18 protein-coding genes are annotated in these 18,012 nt (G+C 43.1%); 11 read left to right on the forward strand and 7 right to left on the reverse strand.

Features of this window, described 5'->3' with window-relative positions; translation table 11 throughout:
• Positions 1-71: 71 nt before the first annotated feature.
• From NRI27_RS00140 to NRI27_RS00160, 5 genes are all read right to left on the reverse strand, one after another.
• Positions 72-482: a general stress protein gene (locus NRI27_RS00140; RefSeq protein WP_371389060.1), complete on the reverse strand. Its 411-nt coding sequence runs from the start codon at positions 480-482 to the stop codon at positions 72-74.
• 595 nt (positions 483-1,077) lie between these two features.
• Complete coding sequence (locus NRI27_RS00145; RefSeq protein WP_371389061.1) at positions 1,078-2,427, reverse strand: tripartite tricarboxylate transporter permease; 1,350 nt, start codon at positions 2,425-2,427, stop codon at positions 1,078-1,080.
• Positions 2,427-2,666 (reverse strand): hypothetical protein, encoded by a 240-nt coding sequence (locus NRI27_RS00150; protein ID WP_371389062.1) that lies wholly within the window; start codon positions 2,664-2,666, stop codon positions 2,427-2,429. Before NRI27_RS00150 ends, NRI27_RS00145 begins: the two co-directional genes overlap by 1 nt.
• A gap of 10 nt (positions 2,667-2,676) precedes the next feature.
• Complete coding sequence (locus NRI27_RS00155) at positions 2,677-2,940, reverse strand: cupin domain-containing protein (RefSeq protein ID WP_371389063.1); 264 nt, start codon at positions 2,938-2,940, stop codon at positions 2,677-2,679.
• Positions 2,941-3,230: 290 nt separating this feature from the next.
• Entirely contained in the window at positions 3,231-3,662 is a 432-nt protein-coding gene (locus NRI27_RS00160) for a YflT domain-containing protein (protein WP_371389064.1), read from the reverse strand.
• Positions 3,663-3,798: 136 nt separating this feature from the next.
• Here NRI27_RS00160 and NRI27_RS00165 point away from each other — a divergent pair, with 136 nt between their 5' ends.
• Positions 3,799-4,317 carry a hypothetical protein gene (locus tag NRI27_RS00165; RefSeq protein ID WP_371389065.1) on the forward strand — a complete coding sequence of 173 codons (519 nt, stop codon included), beginning with the start codon at positions 3,799-3,801 and terminating at the stop codon, positions 4,315-4,317.
• Positions 4,318-4,389: 72 nt separating this feature from the next.
• Here NRI27_RS00165 and NRI27_RS00170 read toward each other — a convergent pair whose 3' ends face one another.
• Positions 4,390-5,361 carry a YflT domain-containing protein gene (locus NRI27_RS00170; RefSeq protein ID WP_371389066.1) on the reverse strand — a complete coding sequence of 324 codons (972 nt, stop codon included), beginning with the start codon at positions 5,359-5,361 and terminating at the stop codon, positions 4,390-4,392.
• 167 nt (positions 5,362-5,528) lie between these two features.
• Here NRI27_RS00170 and NRI27_RS00175 point away from each other — a divergent pair, with 167 nt between their 5' ends.
• Positions 5,529-6,446 carry a patatin-like phospholipase family protein gene (locus tag NRI27_RS00175; RefSeq protein WP_371389067.1) on the forward strand — a complete coding sequence of 306 codons (918 nt, stop codon included), beginning with the start codon at positions 5,529-5,531 and terminating at the stop codon, positions 6,444-6,446.
• A 69-nt stretch (positions 6,447-6,515) separates the two neighbouring features.
• Here the strand turns inward: NRI27_RS00175 and NRI27_RS00180 are convergent, their stop codons facing one another.
• Positions 6,516-7,196 (reverse strand): C40 family peptidase, encoded by a 681-nt coding sequence (locus NRI27_RS00180; protein ID WP_371389068.1) that lies wholly within the window; start codon positions 7,194-7,196, stop codon positions 6,516-6,518.
• A 372-nt stretch (positions 7,197-7,568) separates the two neighbouring features.
• Here NRI27_RS00180 and NRI27_RS00185 point away from each other — a divergent pair, with 372 nt between their 5' ends.
• The 9 genes from NRI27_RS00185 (at position 7,569) to NRI27_RS00225 (ending at position 17,966) form a co-directional block, all read left to right on the forward strand.
• Positions 7,569-7,700, forward strand: a complete 132-nt coding sequence (locus tag NRI27_RS00185; RefSeq protein ID WP_317942380.1) for a hypothetical protein — start codon at positions 7,569-7,571, stop codon at positions 7,698-7,700.
• Positions 7,701-8,117: 417 nt separating this feature from the next.
• Positions 8,118-9,695 (forward strand): SpoIID/LytB domain-containing protein, encoded by a 1,578-nt coding sequence (locus NRI27_RS00190; RefSeq protein WP_371389069.1) that lies wholly within the window; start codon positions 8,118-8,120, stop codon positions 9,693-9,695.
• A gap of 18 nt (positions 9,696-9,713) precedes the next feature.
• The gene (locus NRI27_RS00195) at positions 9,714-10,679 is read left to right on the forward strand and encodes an N-acetylglucosamine kinase (protein ID WP_371389070.1); all 966 of its coding nucleotides are present in this window, start codon (positions 9,714-9,716) and stop codon (positions 10,677-10,679) included.
• A gap of 21 nt (positions 10,680-10,700) precedes the next feature.
• Positions 10,701-11,648, forward strand: coding sequence for a GNAT family N-acetyltransferase (locus NRI27_RS00200; protein ID WP_371389645.1), 948 nt, complete (start codon positions 10,701-10,703; stop codon positions 11,646-11,648).
• A complete protein-coding gene (locus NRI27_RS00205) occupies positions 11,649-12,701 on the forward strand; it encodes a serine hydrolase domain-containing protein (RefSeq protein ID WP_371389071.1) in 1,053 nt (350 codons plus the stop codon).
• An 11-nt stretch (positions 12,702-12,712) separates the two neighbouring features.
• Positions 12,713-13,417: a PIG-L deacetylase family protein gene (locus tag NRI27_RS00210; protein ID WP_371389072.1), complete on the forward strand. Its 705-nt coding sequence runs from the start codon at positions 12,713-12,715 to the stop codon at positions 13,415-13,417.
• Between the two features lie 14 nt (positions 13,418-13,431).
• Positions 13,432-15,000, forward strand: a complete 1,569-nt coding sequence (gene nagZ / locus NRI27_RS00215) for a beta-N-acetylhexosaminidase (RefSeq protein ID WP_371389073.1) — start codon at positions 13,432-13,434, stop codon at positions 14,998-15,000.
• Positions 15,001-15,114: 114 nt separating this feature from the next.
• Positions 15,115-16,290: an anhydro-N-acetylmuramic acid kinase gene (locus tag NRI27_RS00220; protein ID WP_371389646.1), complete on the forward strand. Its 1,176-nt coding sequence runs from the start codon at positions 15,115-15,117 to the stop codon at positions 16,288-16,290.
• A gap of 347 nt (positions 16,291-16,637) precedes the next feature.
• Complete coding sequence (locus NRI27_RS00225) at positions 16,638-17,966, forward strand: extracellular solute-binding protein (RefSeq protein WP_317942386.1); 1,329 nt, start codon at positions 16,638-16,640, stop codon at positions 17,964-17,966.
• Positions 17,967-18,012 lie beyond the last annotated feature (46 nt).

Raw genomic sequence — 18,012 nt, forward strand, 5'->3', positions numbered from 1 at the left:
GCTGGATTGATCCCATCGTCAGAGCGGATGCTGAATGTCTGCTACACCAAGTAAAACGTCGGCTCTTTATCCTATTGCTCACCAGCTTCGATTTCATCCAACGGAATCGGGGCATACTGGTCATATGGATGGTCCTCGTCCGCGGAGTATTCTTTAGACAGCCTCCCATTTATATACAAGAGCAATGCGCCTTCTTGGACCGCATCAAAATAATGTTTCGCTTCCGTGTCGGTAAAGCCCGAGTCACGCAACATTTGCCGGACATTTTTTTCCCCTACATGGAACCCCATAAAACGATTAAACAGGTTGTATGGAGAATCTTCACCGTCTTTGTCTGCATGCAAAATTAGTTGCTCCACAGCCTTTTCATCTTTCATGACAATTGACATATCTTCCTCTGCCACGCCATCTATTTTTAGATCAACAATCTTCGCAACTAATCGTTGTTGGTTTGGAAAACTGCCGATAAACGTTTTTTGCAATGATTCCACCTCCTCAAACGTACTTGTCCAAAGAAGATACCCTTGTTTTAGTGATGAGAAACCAACTGTTATTTGCGTAGTATATGGAAAGGGATCAAAATCATGAACAGAAGATACGGTCATATGGTGGAACGGCTTTATTTTTATCGTAGATCTAGACGTATTTAAACGAAGTTTTTATCTTGCAAATAATCGCTTTAAATGAAAGTCTGTAGATGGTCAAGTGCATGCTAGCGCGACTGTGGCCATTTTTACACGATTGGATTTCCGCGAGCTGCTGTGTGGCGTGCAATTGAATGATTTGCGCATAATGCCTTTGACAAAATAGATTTTGGGCTCAGGTTTTCATAGTCTAAAGGTCACGAAATAGTGATAACTTTTCGTATACGATTGATAACTTCCCGTATACAATCGAATAGAATGTGAACTCGAATGATAAAAAATTTCTTTCGTGCGAATACACGTTTGAATGTGATCAAGTTTTTGGAGCGATGCTGTTGTCAATAAAATTACTAAAAAACCGCACTGACCCCATACAAATCAGTTCAGTGCGGTTAATTTCTGGCTAAAGTGAACGCTTAGAAAAAATTATAGTTTAAATCAATCCCATCAACCATGGAGCAGCATAAAGAATCATGAACATAACGCCATAGTTGACGCCGTGCCGATGTAAGAAACCTGCTACCAAGGCAACTAACATGACGCCGAAAATGTTCGCCCATCCTGCATCCATGAATGCGAGCATGACAACAAGTCCAGCAAACAATCCAATCATTGCTTCATGGGGCACCCATTTGAAAACAAATGCACATATTTGATTGGAGTACTTAATCGTAGCGTAAAATGTCAAGACAATTGCGATCGTAGCACCGATGACCGTTGCGATAACAATTTCACTCATTGACATGATATGGTGAATATTGTTTTCAGGTGTGAAAACAGGCGGCGCATTGAATAGTGCGTTTGCGGGTCCAATTGCCATTGGGGACAACGGCAAGCCGATCGCGATTAACGGAATTAACGTTCCTGAAATGTACGATGCGTTAGTCAGTCCGTCCATTGTAGAGATAGCACGTGATGCACGTTGGACGGGGTCTTTAATATGTCTTGTCAAAAATTCGCCCAAGAAAATGGTCATGCCGACAGGAGTTAGGAAAAACGTTAGTGTTCCAAGTGAACTACCAAGGGCTGACGTTGCCACTTCTTGTTTGGTCAGGATTTTAAAAGGATTTGGAAAGCCTTTTTCCTTGCCGTGATTTTTAAAGCTGATTTCTTTTAGGCCAATGATCTGTTCTCGTTCCCGATACTCTTTGCTCATCAATTCAAACAGTTTGAATACGATCGGTCCAATTGTGATGCCGAGGAAGAACGAGACGAAGACAGTTTTTCCTTCCGGTACGATGCCGATGTCCCAGTAGAGATGACGAAGTCCTTGAATGAGTAAGGCAAATGGGACAATCATTAACATAGATAGCAATTTGTTAGCAGAGAGTAATGCCAGGAAAAGTGCACCTAAGAAAAAGATCAGTCCTGCATGCTTGCTGATGGATGAAGCATAAGGCATGATCAAACTCGCGATGAGTAAGCTTAATGGAATGGATACGATTGTCCCAATGACCGATCCGGAAGCCATTTTACGGATACTGACGTCAGGCAAGCCGTGTTGTTTGAGCACCATTGCATGCTCAACCATCGGTGCAGCCATGACGCCACCCGGAATTCCCGCTACGGCGACGGGAATGGAATCCGTCAATTTTTTGGCAACGATTGCAGAGATGAAAAATGAAAGTATGACATACGGTGAGACGTTCAGTAATACAAGTGCCAGTGTCACAGGCGCAAGGACTGCTGTTTCATCAGTACCAGGCGCGATTCCGATAATTGTATAAAGAACAGCACCGCCGACACTTGCCAGTACCATCAATAAGATGATTGTCAAATCCATTAGTCGTTATCCTCCGTTTCTGTTGTAATTTTTCGCTTCGGTTTAATGAGGATACTCGAAATGATAAAGGCGATAATTCCGCCAGTCAGTCCGAAAACAAGCGGCATTGGTGGCTCGTTCGGTGCAATAATATACCCGCCGAGTGTCAACGCAATCGACAAGACAATCGATATGAGTAGATCCTTCAAATTGACGTTATCTCCCCAAATATCGTAGAAAACGCCTTCTTTATTCTTCATAATGAACCTCCTAGTTGTTGGAAATGAATATCGTTAATACTTTCGCTTCCATATCGTTTCCTGGTAAAAAGACGTGTGGAGTCTTCCCTTTGAAATAGGCACTATCTCCAGATTGAAGTATAGTCGTTTTTCCGCCGTATGAAAAGTTGATTTTTCCGGACAGGATGAAAATGAACTCATCCTCTTCATGCGTATAAGGCTGAATCGTATCCGCCCCAGGGATGACAGTGACGACGACAGGCTCTATTTTACTGTTTGTAGATAGATTTGCCAATGATCTATATAAATATAGGTAGCTAATTTGCGAAATGAAAAGCTTTAATTTGTCAAAATCATTTGGCGCGAATAAGATGTGTTTTTTCTAAAAAATCCCCGCGATAACGTCATAAGCATGAGAAACGCCGCATACTTTGCTAGAACGCCGCAAACTCCGCTCAAACGCGGCATAACCCGCCAGATCACCGCAAACTCTGCTCAAACACGGCATAACCAGCTAGAACACCGCATAATCCATCAATTCGCCGCAAACCCCATAAAAAAACACCCACAAATGTGGATGCTTCTCTATTCACCTTCTAATCCTGACACTTTCGAGTCTTCAATCTGCACAGGCTCATACGCTCGATACCCATCATCCCCTACAACAAGTGCTGACATCGGAGGATCATCTAGCGGTGGTCCTTCAATGTAAATAAGCATTGCTCCGTTCATAACTTGCTTGTAATACAAATCAGCTTCTGCTTTTGAAAAGCCGACTTCACCCAGCATGCTACGTACATTGTCTTCTCCTGTTAGAAACCCGAAAAAACGTTTCACCATAGAGGATGGGGAATCTTGGATGTGTTGGGATGTGACGCTTTTCAATTCTTCAACGACAACTTGATCTTTAGCGACAATGTATATATCTTCTGCATGAACGCCTCGCTGTTGCAGCTCTTTTATTTTTGAGAATAACTGATCTCTGAAATGATAAACGCCGATAAAGGTTTTCTTCACAAATGCACCTCCTCGTGTTTTTACAATTACATTACCCTGAAACTGGATAAAGAAAACAAATTTCAGGTAAAAGAGAACATCTAACTGGGTGTTTAACATAGGATAGAAGGAAGAAAAAATAGAGGAGTTCATGCATTTGAAAAAGCCTAACGTTCATTTGCACGAAAAGGTAGATGCTAGCGTGACAAATCAAAAACAGTTTGTTTGGAATCCCCATGTTTCTTTTATGCAAGAACAGCAACAGACGAACGTACACCTTCAAGATGCCGTTGCAAGAGTTGAGGCACTATCGCAAAAGTTGTTGAAAACGGTCCAGCAACAAAAACATGTACAACGCTTTCGACATGACGAAATGGAAGAACGAATGGGCAGCATTTACAACACTTTACTAGAAGCGACTACCCAGCAAGATGCCATTCATCATGAAATTAGCAAGCAAGCCGAAACGGTATTTCGTTTGAGAAGGAGCTTGCAAAATCACCGATTGTCGATGAATGATTTTGCAGTTCATCAATATGATGACTTATACGATATTCTCGACATGTTGGATAAAATCAATGCGCACAATAAAAAAATGGGCGACCTTCAACATGAAGTGTTAGAAAAGCTTACGTTACAAGACGTTCAAAACGTATCTGACGAACTGGATACTTAGGAATTCACAAGCTTTAAATTCTTGAAAAAAGCACCCCTTAAACGTAAACATTCAAGGGTTGCTCCTCTCTGGTTAGTGTGGGAATTCATTGTTTGGACGCTTGGTAACTCGTTCATCAGTAAGTTGTTGTTCTTCAGACAACTGATTAGATGGTGGTTGCTCATTGGTAGTATAATCGGTCCTTTTACTCTCTGCCAGTTGCTCCGTCGTATACGCATCGACCGGGCTTTCAGGGTGGAAATCTTCGAGTGGAACACGGATCGTTTCGTCATCTTTTTGGATTTTCACTTCTTGATCGACAGTGGCTAGTTGTTCAGATTCGCTAAAAGCTCCCTGATTATGAACAACTGTTGCATCTGACGGATGAACGACTTCTTCGTGTAGCGCTTGCTGCCTGTTCACAATCTCTTCATTGATGGCACGCTGTTCTTCAAGCTCCTTTTGTGCTGGATCTTTCGGTAAAAGAGCATCTGGATTCACTAGAGGTGCTTGTGGGACACCAGGTGTGATGGACATTGTTGCTGGATTAAATGTTGACATCGCTTCACCACCTACGCGTCCTAATGGTGCTTGAGGATCAACCATTCTGTTCGTTTCATGCGTAGAAGAAGGCGACTCATAATCTTCAGGAGTCACTCGGTTTGCTCCTAGGTTAGGATCCGTACCTTCGTTCATCATACCGAATTGATTAATCGTTTGAGCATGATACTCGTGCAGTTCGCCTTGATCCACATACAGCAGTTTTCCGCCCTTTTCTATTTCACGATAATAATTGTCCATATCTTCTTCAGGCACACCGACTTCTTGCAACATGCTGCGGACATGGTTTTCTCCAGTTAAGAAATCTAAAAAGCGGTCAAACCATGAATCAGGGGTCGTTTGAACATCTCCATATTTCATTCCTTGGAACATCGTAACATCCGAATCATCTTGTGCAATTAAGTAGATATTTTCACCATCTATGCCTTGCGCTTTCAAGTCATCTATTTTTTTCATCAGTTCCGAGTCGTTGTGGTACATGCCGATAAATACCTTTTTATCCATAGAAATTTTCCTCCTTTAGGTGGTGTATGTATTGCATGATTACCCGTTATACAGAGGATGGAAACTACATGTAAGCTTTATGTTTTGGTGAAAAACGATTCTTGTCAAATAGCAATGAATGCTGTTTTCATTGCGCTCTTCCTATGACCAACAATTGGAGGGATGCTGTGTATATCGATGGCGTGTTTGCGGGTGGTGGATTAAAAGGTTTTGCTTTAGTCGGTGCATACCAAGCGTTGGAAGTGAGAGGTTACCGTTTTCGACGTGTTGCTGGAACGAGCGCGGGTGCGATCGTGGCGAGCTTCATAGCTGCGGGATATACTGCAAAGGAAATCGAGGACATGATGCAAGAAGAAGATTTGCAAAATTTGCTCGATCCACGTAAAACGCTAATTCCGTTTCCGTTCATGAAATGGTTGTTTCTCTATTGGCGAATGGGACTTTATCAGGGGCAAGCATTGGAAGATTGGTTTTTTGAGAAACTATCATTAAAAGGGCTGTACAATTTTTCGGACTTACCGGCGGGTTCATTGAAATTGGTTGCCTCTGATTTGACAAACGGTAAGATGATTGTATTGCCAGATGATCTCGTCCATTACGGAATAGAACCGGGCATGTTTCCGATTGCACGTGCTTTGCGGATGAGCTGTACAATTCCTTTTTTCTTTGAACCGGTGCGGTTAAAAACACCGACAGGAGAGACGATTGTCGTGGATGGGGGTGTGTTAAGCAATTTCCCGATGTGGATTTTTGATGAAGCGGACGGTTTTCGTAAAAGGCCGTTAATTGGCATGAAATTGAGTCACCCAAAAGATAAAATGCCTGGAAGGAAAATTGATAATGCATTGAATTTGTTTGAAGGATTATTTTCCACAATGAAAAATGCACATGATGAGCGCTATATTTCTAGAAAACATGAAAAAGATATTATTTTTATACCGGTAGAGCAATATAGTGCGACACAGTTTGATCTTGAAGATGAAAAAAAAGAAGAAATGATGGAGATTGGTCGCTTGAAGACGATACAATTTCTGCAAACTTGGCCGCATGCGGAAGAAAATCGTACGGTGTTGAAGAAAAACTAGTCAATTACAAAAACCGTGTAAAGCAAGGATTAACTTGCTCTACACGGTTTTTGTGAGACACTAATTCAATTAGAAACGCTTAAAGCTATGGAATTTAGATTTCCAATAGCGATTGTCCAAGCTAACAACTTGAGACTTCTTTCCACCTGCGTGGACAAATTTGTTATTTCCAATATAAATGCCGACGTGAGAGATGCCTGGACGGTATGTGTTTTTGAAAAATACAAGATCACCCGGTTTAGGATTGCTCACTTTTTTCGTTTGTGCATATTGGCCAAGTGTATCTCTTGCAACGGATTTACCGGATTTCTTAAATGCATATTGAACAAAACCGCTGCAGTCGAATCCTCTCGTCGTTGTACCGCCAAAACGATACGGAATGCCTGTCAGTCCTTTTGCTGTTTCTACAACTTTTGAAGAAGGCGCAGCGCTACTTGTTGTGACTGCTTTTTTTGTCAATAAAGAACTAAGTGCCCATCCCGTTTTACCGTTCACTTTCACTTGGAACCAAAGTTGTTTTCCAACTTTTTTCTCTCCAATGACGGAAACCTTCGTGCCTTTTTTCGCTAACGTAACAATTTTATGACCTGTTCCTGCTCCAGAACGGACATTGACATTATATGCAGTTGAGTATGTACTATTTTGTACGGATGCTACTTCTGTTGTATTTGCACTTGCTTGTGAATGTTCAGTTGTAATACCAAATGCCAATGAACCTGCTACGAGTAATGATAAAGCGACTTTCTTCATGCATTTCCCCTATCCACCACTGATCTATATGGCTTTAATTATTTTCTATTTACCGATCAATTATTTTACATTTATCAGTCTACAGGTTAAACATTACAGTTTAGAGGCAGTAAAATTACAGAAATGTTACAAAGGATTACACGTAGTTTACGATGTGATTTTGGAATAAAAACAGAGCCATCTATATAAAACGCACTTGCAGTAGAATGATATTGCAACAGATTGAAGATCGTTTCTACAGTACTTTATTCAATAAATCATATTGTGTCTGAATTATAGATCGCTTTCGAATAATAGTATTTTTACTGGAGTCGTCTCCAATTGAAAAACGCTACATAGTATGAGAAGGGTGATGAAATGGAGGGATGAAAATTGCTACAAAGCATTTATGTGTTGACAGCTATAGCTGAACATGAACGACTGACGATGCGTGCAGGAAAAACGGGTGGAGATGTCCGTGTAAAGGCGATGCAAGAGGAGGAAAAACGACTGAAAGGACGATAAGTCTTTGAGGTCGTTTTTTATTTTTGGTCATGCATGACTGAGCGTTTCCTTTGTGTAGTTTGCTCGTTACGGAGAGGATTGCGTTGTTATGAAGAGTTATGCGGCGATTGAGAGGATTATGCTGCGAACCGGCGAAGTATGCGGCGATTAAGTGGTTTATGCCGCGTACCGATTACAGAGCCACGTTTTACGAAAGTGCTTTGGGAATTCGCGGAGAGGACTATACATAGTTGCTGTTAAACGCGCTGAATGGGTTTTGACAAATTTGGGTCTGGTGTGAAAAGGATGCCGATTTGAATGGATGAAAAAAAATATCGAAAATAATCTATATTTTTAAAAGGTATTTTCATAGAGGTGTCGAACTTTTTATACTAGCAAGCTGTTTGAATAGTCTACATTGAGAGGATGGGTGAGTGAATGAGATTGTGGAAAGTTCTTACTGTCAGTGTATTTGTATGTGCGATGGTACTTCAAGGATGGGGGGCGTCTTTGGCGTCTGCAGGCGAGTCTGCTGAGGAACCGATCATCCGGATTGGGGTCGTGCCGGCTGTTGAGTCTCTAAGTATTGGGGGACAAGGGAATTTTGACATTATTGATAAGCAGACAGGTGAGGTTTTATTCACAGGCGCAAATGCGCAAAGCGTTGTGGCGTTGAGTAGTACGTCGACGGTACAAAGTTTTTTTCGTTTACAAGTAGCGTTCACGACAAGTGATGTGTATGTTGCAGATTGGGTTCGGCGTGCAACCGAGGAGGGTTATGCCACTTATGTAGAAAACTATAACAATGGCTATCGTTTGTACCTCGGTGAATTTGCACCGGATGCTTCGTTTGCTGAACGGGTCGCTTTTAAAAATGAAGTTGTCGCGAAAGGGTTAGCAGCAAATGATGCATTTTGGAAAGTCGTTACGACAGCTGAAGGAGAAAAACGACTGACGATTTCAATGGACGGTGTTGTGAAAGAGACAACGAATGCTGTACGAGTGATTGCTGCATCCGAAATGGTGACGATCAATGGAAAGGCGTATCGAGGTGTGGCAGAAGTAGGCTTCAATAGCAGTGGTACGTTAGCAGGTATTAATGAATTAAGCATCGAACAATATTTGTATGGAGTTGTGCCAAGAGAACTTCCACCAGTTCCATATGGAGAAGTGGAGGCGCAAAAAGCACAAGCGATTGCGGCTCGTACGTATGCACTCTCTAACCTAGGAAAGCGAAGTGCGGATGGGTATGATTTATTGCCGACGACATCTGACCAAGTATATGGAGGATTTACGGCAGAACATCCAATATCCAACGAGGCGGTTGACGGGACAAAAGGGATTGTAGCGACATATGACGGAAAGTTGATCACTGCTGTATTCCATTCGACGAGTGGAGGTTTTACAGCGAGCAATGAAGATGTATGGAACTCAGAAGCAACGCCGTATTTGCGGGCGACACATGTAGCGCAGAAAGGGAATTCATTGAAGTATGTACCTGCGTTGGAAATTTACAAGAAAACCGGGAACTCCGAGTCGCTACGAAAAGTGAAGAATGGAGATTTTGAAGCGGACTGGTCACGGTATTACCGCTGGCATTTCGAGTGGACTGCCGAAGAGATTAGTGACGTTATCGGAAGTTATTTCAATACGGATGTTGGTAGAGTCCTTGAAATTAATGTGACGGAACGTTCGCGATCAGGACGAGCTGCGGTGATTGAGTTCGTTACGGAAAATGGGACGTTCTACGAATATAAAGACCGTATTCGGTGGGCATTGCAATATATTAACGCAAACGGAAGCCCAGCAGTATTGCTGAGTACGCTATTCATCATTGAGCCAGTGAAAGATCAAGAGACAGGCGAAACAATCGGATACAAAGTAGATGGCGGCGGCTGGGGACATGGAGTTGGGATGTCACAAGTCGGTGCTGTCGGCATGGCTGAAAAAGGCTATACGTACGATGTCATCTTAAAGCACTTTTATACAGGAATTGATTTGGAAACTAGATATTAAAAAGGCGGTCGTCGTATCATGTATGTTTTAGGAATAGACGGTGGGGGGACGCGAACAACTGCAGTTGTTGCGGATGAATTTGGGAACGTTTACATGCATGCTGTTGCTGGCAGAAGTAACCCGAACACCCTCACGCAAGAAGCATTTGAAGAAGTGTTAAGTTCTCTATTAGTGGACATAAAAAAACAAAACGACGATGTTTTTCGACAACTTTCCTTATGTTATGCAGGCATAGCAGGTGTTGGCGAAAGTGGTCGTGATGAGGAGGTGGTAACCCTTTTGCGTAAAGGGTTACCGCCACAAACTGTTGTTACAGTACAAAATGATGCGTGGAATGCACTTTACGCAGGCACATTAGGGAAGCCGGGTATTGTGCAAATTGCAGGCACAGGAGCAATCACATTAGGTGTGAATGAAGAAGGCAAAGAGGCTCGAGTAGGTGGTTGGGGTTATTTGTTTGATGATGAAGGTAGCGGCTTCTATTTAGGCAAGCATGCGCTAAAAGCGATCTTTCGTGCGTACGATGGACGTGGTCCAGAGACTTCATTGTCGAACCGTTTTTGCAAGCACTTCCAAATAGCTCATGTTCCTACAATCATTTCAAAAGTCTATGGGAATGAGCATCCGAGATCGGTAATTGCGCCCCTTGCACATATCGTTGTGGAAGAGGCACAACAAGGTGATGCGGTTGCGCTTGCTATTACAAACGAAGCGTGTAAAGAAATGGTGCATGCCATTCACACGTGTCATCGGACTTTATTTGCTAACAATCATGCAACAAACATCGTGTTATCAGGTGGCGTTTTTTCCGAAGGACCATTTTTTATAGAGAAATTTCGCGCACTGTCAAAAGTGTCGTTGCCGTCTGTTACATTTGAATTAACAAAAGTACCACCAGTCGGAGGAGCTGTTTTAGCAGCTTTTGCAAGTGAAGGCATACAAGTAGCAGAGGACTTTTCAGCTCGATTCAATGAAAAGCTTTAGGGGGGTGTACCATTGGAAAAAGTGTACATGGATAAGCTTGATCATTCACAAATTGTTCAACTATGGAATGATACAATCGGAAATCGTTTTCCGATGACAAATGCGTTATGGCATCAAAATACCACCCGTGATTCAAATGTAAATTGGAAAGGATCCGTAGCGATCGTCGAAAATGGTGAGCTACTCGGCTTTGTTGTCACGAAACATTATCAAGAAAAACTCAATGTGCAAATGTCCCTTTCAATCGGATGGCTCCAGTGCTTACTCGTCAAATCCTCTGCACGTCATCGTGGAATCGGGTCGAAGCTCCTTTATCATGCGGAAGAGGCATTAAAGGAAGCAAATGTGCATGAAATTCTTTTAGGGCGTGATCCGTGGCATTACTTTCCAGGTGTGCCGGTAGAAGATCTATCTGCTATTGAATGGTTCAAGGAAAAAGGCTATGAAAAGACTGCTGTCGAAACCGATTTGAAAAAGGATATGAGGAATGCTGAGCTGTACAAATTAACCAATTCAGCCGACCATTTTCGCGTGCTAAGTGATGAGGACGTACCGAACCTCGTCCAATTCCTAAAACACACTTTTCCTGGTCGTTGGCATTATGAAGCGGTTCATTACGAAGAACTGCAAGGGACAGGTCGGGAATTCATAGGTTTATATCAGAAGGATAGATTGAAAGGTTTTTGCCGAATCAATGATGCACAGTCGCCAGTTATTGCGCAAAACGTTTATTGGTCGGGATTAGTACAAGGTGAATTAGGTGGAATTGGCCCGCTAGGAATAGACAAGTCAATACGGGGGAAGCACTTTGGTTTGGATTTAGTAAAGGCGGCAGCCAATGAATTGGCGTCAAGAGGTGTGGATGAAATTGTCATTGACTGGACGCAACTGGATTCATTTTATGAGAAACTTGGTTTCATACCTTGGAAACGCTATCAAGGAATGCGCAAAACGATAGGGGTGAAGTGATTGAGAGAAGCGATACGAGCGTTTTTACAACGAGAAATCGATGAGCAAGTGACACCAGGTGCGGTCATTCGAATACGACATAAAGGTAGAATAGTTGTAGATGAAGCACTCGGAACAAATAGCTTAGAAAATGACAAAGTCCCGATGACGAGTGCTCACGTTTTTGATATGGCGTCCTTAACGAAAGTGATGGTGACGTTGCCGGCAATTTTACAACTTTGTGCCGCAGGCGAAATCCACTTACATGACAAAGTCGCTACATTCATTGATGGTTTTGGCAATAAAGGAAAAGAAGCTATAACCATTCAACAATTGTTAACCCATTCTTCCGGTTTGATTGCGCATAGGCCTTATTTTGAACGAAGGCTGTCAGCGCAAGCAGTATTGGAGGAAATTAAGCGCGATGAGTTGACGTACCAATCAGATACAGCTGTCGTCTATAGTGACTTAGGGTTCATCTTACTAAAGGAGATTATTGAACAAGTAACACAACAACCGCTTGAAGAATATGCAAAGACACATCTATTTGAACCGCTCTCCATGCAGGCTACTTGCTTTAAACCGCAAGTCGCTCGGGATAAGCTTGCTCCAACAGAATATGTTGAGCACTTACAAGGCCGCAAATATGGCATTGTCCATGATGATAATACGGAATTTATGGGCGGTGTGAGTGGGCATGCAGGTTTATTTTCAACAATGGAAGATTTATCACGTTTCACGTCGATGTTGGAGACGGAGGGTGTCTATAATGGAAGGACGATTATTCATCCACAGTGGTTAGCACTTTCTAAAAAGAATTTTACATCGTATTCAACCGAAAGCAGAGGAATTGGCTGGCAGTTGAAAGGAGAAGGTCCAAGTCCAATTGGAGACCTGATGTCTTCAAAAACATATGGTCATACAGGGTTTACGGGCACAAGTTTTTTCATTGACCCGGTGAATGAACTGACTGTCATGTTGTTGACCAACCGAGTCTACTTTGGAAGAACCGCTTCCATGATTCGCTTGCGGCCACGATTACATAACCTCATCATGACAAAACTTTTTCAATAGGAGGTGTTCAAATGCATGTAATGATTGTCGGTGCACATTGCGGTGATGCAGAATTACAAGCCGGTGCAATTGCACATAAATACGCGAAAGCTGGATATCGAGTGACGTTCCTTCACCTCACAGCGGGAGAGAAGGGAGCACCTCCCCATATGGATGTTGGAGACTATCTACAACAGAAAATACAGGAAGCAGAGCAGGCGGCTGCTGTGCTAGGAGGAACAAGTATTACACTTGACTACCGAGATGCTGAGTTGTCGTTTGACGATCAAATTGTAAAAGAAGTAGCGATGATTTTTCGTAAAGAGAAGCCTGAATTTGTCATTACTCATTGGGAGAACAGTATGCATCCTGATCATGCGCTTTGTCAGAAAATCGTACAAGATGCTTGGTTGAAGGCTTCTTTACCTGGATTTGAATTAGGGGGTTACCCTCCACATGGTCTCAAACGCGTCTTTCACAGTGAGAATTGGGAGGATATGGATGGGTATGAACCGGATATTTATGTGGATGTAACTGATTCATTCGATGCCTATTTACAAGCATTGAATTGCTATTGGTTCATCATGAATTCAACAAGTTTTCGCTATTATGAATACTACAAAGCACTCGGGACGTTGCGCGGCTGTTTAGCACGCACGACCTATGCCCAAACATTAAAGAATTCAAGAGGTCTACATGTAAGACGAGAGGGATATATACCTGGATTTCCAGTGTAAAGAGGAGGAGCAAAATGAGTTTGCATAAAAAGGTCGGTCGACTACTTGTAGCCGGATTTAAAGGGATCACGATGTCTGAGGAAATAAAACACTTGATCCATACGTATCACATAGGAGGAATTATACTATTTGGCAGAAACATTGGTACGCCTGCGGAAATCCGCAAGTTGACGAACAGTTTGCAACGTGAAGCGAAAAAAGCAGGGTATACGTCCCCATTGCTCATATGCATCGATCAGGAAAACGGTGTAGTGAGACGTTTGGGAGAAGGGACGACAATTATACCGGGAGCGATGCTATTAGGAGCGACAAAAGATTCTCTTTTAGCACAGCAAGCAGGTTTTTTGACGGGTAAAGAATTGAAAGCGCTCGGCATTAACTGGAACCTTGCTCCGGTCGTGGATGTGAATAATAATCCGGCCAATCCGGTAATCGGTGTACGGTCTTTTGGTGAAAATCCAATGGAAGTCGCAGAAATGGCAAAACATTCAATGATGGGTATGCAAGAAGCAGGGATTGCGACGACATTAAAGCATTTTCCGGGTCATGGCGATACGAGTGTTGATTCTCATCTTGATTTGCCGGTCATTGCACATGACTTGGACCGTTTACATGCGGTGGAATTAGTGCCATTTAAAACATGTATGGGTGCTGGGGCAGATGCGATTATGAGTGCGCACGTTTACTTTCCTGCATTAGAACGTGAAGCAAACGTGCCAGCGACGTTATCTCGTGCGGTCATAACAGGGCTATTGCGAGAACAATTAGGATTTGAAGGTGTCATTACGACAGACTGTATGGAAATGGATGCGATTGCGAAAGGTGTAGGGACAGTGGAGGGATGTGTCCGAGCAGTCGAAGCGGGTGTTGATTTTGTCATGGTTTCCCATTTGCATGACTTGCAAGAGAAAGCAGTCAAGGCGTTGGAACAAGCAGTACGAACGGGAAGAATAGCCGAAGAGCAAATTGACGCCTCAATCGCTAGAATTGAGAAACTTGCCAATTTGTATTCGTCATGGGAGGAAATTGAGACAAACCTAAACGGCTTGGAAGAAGTCGGTTCCCTTCACCACCAACAGCAGATGCAAGAGGTCTACGCAAAAGGGATTACAGAAGTCGTAGGGCCTGGTACAACCATTCAACAAGATGACAATGTCTTACTCGTATATCCGACGAACAACTATGCAACGTTAGTGGAAGATAAACGCTATTCTACGTTATCCATGGCGACGCAATTAAACAAAGTTCACCGACATGTTACTGCAATGGAGATTGCATCGATGCAAGATGAAAACCGTCTTCGTGAAGTGTTAGAAGTTGCTCAAAACGTTGATCACATAGTTGTTCTGACGTTGAATGCAGTCCAACAACTAGAACAACAACAATTTGTACAGCGGTTAGTAGCAAGTGGAAAACCTGTAGACGTAGTGGCAATCCGTTCACCATATGACGCCGGCTGCTTCGTAAACGTCAATCGAATGGTTTGTACGTATGAATTTACAGAAACAGCTTTTGAGGTGGTGGCCAAGTATTTAGTAGGGGAATGCCCTGTTAGTGGTAAGTTGCCTGTAACGATTACGTGATTGAAAATTCTTTTTAGAAAAATAAATTTGTATTGAAATTTAATTTCACAACAGCTAAACTATTGGTAAGCGTTTACAAAGTCTTATGAAGAATGGGGGATGCCTTTGAAGCCTATGCGCGTTTGTGGATTGATGTCTGGCACTTCTTTGGATGGGCTTGATATTGCCATTGTAGATTTTTCGTATGAACAGTCAACGCTGCAACATGCATTGATTGGTTTTACGACAAAGCCCTATGACGAGGTGTTACGCAAAAAGCTTCATGCACTCATGGATCCAAGGACATCTGTCCAAGAAGTTTCATCCATGAATATGTATTTGGGTGAACTGTTTGCGACATACGTAATAGAAGCTTTAGAAGAATTAGAGATTCCTATAGACACCGTTGATGTAATCAGTTCACATGGACAGACAATTTGGCACGAACCGTCTGTAGATGTGGCTGATGTATATGCTCGACCGAATACGCTACAAATTGGAGATATTGCAGTAATTGCTGAAAGAACGGGTCGGACTGTCATCGGAGATTTCAGAACGAGAGATATGGCTGTTGGAGGGCAAGGTGCTCCTTTAGTGCCGTATGCGGATAAGCTATTATTCCAATCAACAACTGGTCGTGTGCTCGTTAACATCGGCGGAATTGCTAATTTGACAGTGTTGCCTCCTATTCATTCAACAGAAAGCATCATTGCCTATGATACGGGGCCCGGCAATATGATCATTGACGCTTGTATCTTGAGGCATTCAAATGGCCAAGTGACATTTGATGAGAATGGAGAAATCGCTAGAAGTGGCAAGGTGCAAAATGCATGGCTGAGCGATTTGTTACAGCATTCGTATTTCAAAGCACCTATTCCCAAAAGCACGGGACGCGAGTTGTTCGGAGAGGCATATGTGAAAGAATTCTGGTATGAAGGGGATGCATACAACTGCACATCCGCCGACAAAATTGCAACCGCCACAATGTTCACCGCATCATCCATCACAGCTGAAATCCTAAAATACCGAGACACACATGACGTACAAGAAGTGATTGTCAGTGGCGGTGGCGCCCACAACAGTACATTAATGGCAATGATCCAACAACTGTTACCAAGCGACATCCGGCTCATCACATCAGCCGAAGCAGGTATTAACGCAGACGCCAAAGAAGCCATCGTCTTCGCACTACTCGGCTACTTAGGAATCCAAAAAACACCAAACTCCCTCCCAGAAGCAACAGGAGCGAGAAAAGAAACCATAATGGGAAAAATCGCATGGGGATCATCAAAAGCGGAGAGTGGCGCTTAGCTGCGACAGGCATAAGGCAAAGACGCGAAGTGGCGCCCTTTGCCACACAGCGGATTTCCTTATGACCCGAGCAGCTGCCACTCGCAGCTGGACGATATCAAAAGCGTAAGGCGCCGCTCTAGATGCGACGGGTATAAGAGGAAGACGTGAAGTGGCGTCCTTTGCCACGCAACGGCTTTCCTTATGACCCTAGCATCTGGCGCCTGAAGCTAGCCGACACCCTGGCGCTTAGCTATCCGTTTCCTGAAAAAAGTAAGACACACTCAAAATGAGTAACAAATAACTGTTAAACAAAAGGGGAAAAAGTTGTAACCATATAATCATTTAAAACTTTGGGGGGTTAAGAGATGAAGAGATTGTGGAAGAAGTCAGCAGCAGCCGTTTTATCATTGGGGTTGGCAGCAACTGTACTTGGGGCTTGTAGTGAGAAAGAAGATGCAGGAAATGCAGAAGAATTTAAAGGGAAAATAACGATTTGGGACGGACCGAGATGGCCAGATGAAGACGACAATAAATTCCATTGGTTAGAAGCGAAAATTAAGGAATACGAAGAAGCGAATGATGGCGTTGAAATCGATTTAGTCCAAGTGCCTTGGGCTGAAATGGGCGATAAACTAGGTGTTGCGATTGCAGGTAAAGCTTGGCCAGATATCGCGCCAGTCGATATTAGTGGGAGCGCTGTAAGTATTGATCATATTGAACAAGGCGTCATCGAATCATTAGATCCGTATTTTGACAAAGACGCGAAAAAAGATTTCTACGAAAACGCGTTAGATGCATACACCCATGATGGGAAATTGTACGGTATTCCAAATAGTATTACGCTACACTCCATGCTTTTGAACTTGGATTTATTTGAAGAAGCAGGCGTTGAGCCTCCGAAAGATGGAAAATGGACATATGATGAGTTTTTGGCAGCTGCTGAGAAACTGACCTTCGACCGTGATGGGGATGGGAAAATTGATGTCCACGGCTTCTCCACATACATTATGCCTGGCTACTATGAAGCATGGCCGTTCTTCTACAAAAACGGAGGTTCACCACTTAATGATGATATGACGGAGTTCACTTTCGATTCACCAGAAACTGTGAAAGCGATTCAAGATTTAGCTGATTTAAAATTGACGCATAAAGTTGCGCCTGAAACACACGGTGGCAATGACGTTGGTGGAACGTTCCAAGCATGGGCGAATGAAGAGCAACGGACAGTCGCAATGCAACCTTGGGCAACATGGGCAATTGGTGCAGCACAAGGTAAATACCCGACAAACTTCATGGTTGCTGATTACCCAACTGGAGAATCAGGGGATCCAGTCACAATCGGTGGTGTTGGTGGATGGGTCATGATGCACCAAAAAGATGTAAATAAGAAAGCTGCCGTTGCAGACTTCATGAAATTCATCTCAACTGCAGAAGAGCAATCTCATATGGCTCAAAATTACGGAATTTTCCCTGCACGCATCAGTGCTGCAGAAATGGATCCATTCAAAGACAATCCTGAAATGACACGCGCGATGGAAATGTCTGACCAAGTCATCATGCTTCCACGTCATCCTGAATGGAGAAAAATCGATGAAGCAATCCAAACAGAGCTACAGCTCGTGTTTAACGGAGAGAAAACCGCCGAGCAGGCAATGGCTGATGCAAAGAAAGCTGTCGATAAAATACTAGAGTAAGATTTCACAAGCAGGCTATGCATCGCGTATGCCTGCTTCACTTTTA

Origin of the sequence: Sporosarcina sp. OR05 (genome assembly GCF_041414805.1) — a bacterium.
Classification (GTDB): Bacteria; Bacillota; Bacilli; order Bacillales_A; family Planococcaceae; genus Sporosarcina; species Sporosarcina saromensis.

Bases quoted from the DNA above. Each gene is read 5' to 3' on its own strand.
- NRI27_RS00145 (WP_371389061.1), bottom strand. From the start codon at position 2,427: ATGGATTTGACAATCATCTTATTGATGGTACTGGCAAGTGTCGGCGGT.
- NRI27_RS00150 (WP_371389062.1), bottom strand. From the start codon at position 2,666: ATGAAGAATAAAGAAGGCGTTTTCTACGATATTTGGGGAGATAACGTC.
- NRI27_RS00170 (WP_371389066.1), bottom strand. From the start codon at position 5,361: ATGGATAAAAAGGTATTTATCGGCATGTACCACAACGACTCGGAACTG.
- NRI27_RS00180 (WP_371389068.1), bottom strand. From the start codon at position 7,196: ATGAAGAAAGTCGCTTTATCATTACTCGTAGCAGGTTCATTGGCATTT.
- NRI27_RS00190 (WP_371389069.1), top strand. From the start codon at position 8,118: ATGAGATTGTGGAAAGTTCTTACTGTCAGTGTATTTGTATGTGCGATG.
- NRI27_RS00195 (WP_371389070.1), top strand. From the start codon at position 9,714: ATGTATGTTTTAGGAATAGACGGTGGGGGGACGCGAACAACTGCAGTT.
- NRI27_RS00210 (WP_371389072.1), top strand. From the start codon at position 12,713: ATGCATGTAATGATTGTCGGTGCACATTGCGGTGATGCAGAATTACAA.
- nagZ (WP_371389073.1), top strand. From the start codon at position 13,432: ATGAGTTTGCATAAAAAGGTCGGTCGACTACTTGTAGCCGGATTTAAA.
- NRI27_RS00220 (WP_371389646.1), top strand. From the start codon at position 15,115: ATGCGCGTTTGTGGATTGATGTCTGGCACTTCTTTGGATGGGCTTGAT.
- NRI27_RS00225 (WP_317942386.1), top strand. From the start codon at position 16,638: ATGAAGAGATTGTGGAAGAAGTCAGCAGCAGCCGTTTTATCATTGGGG.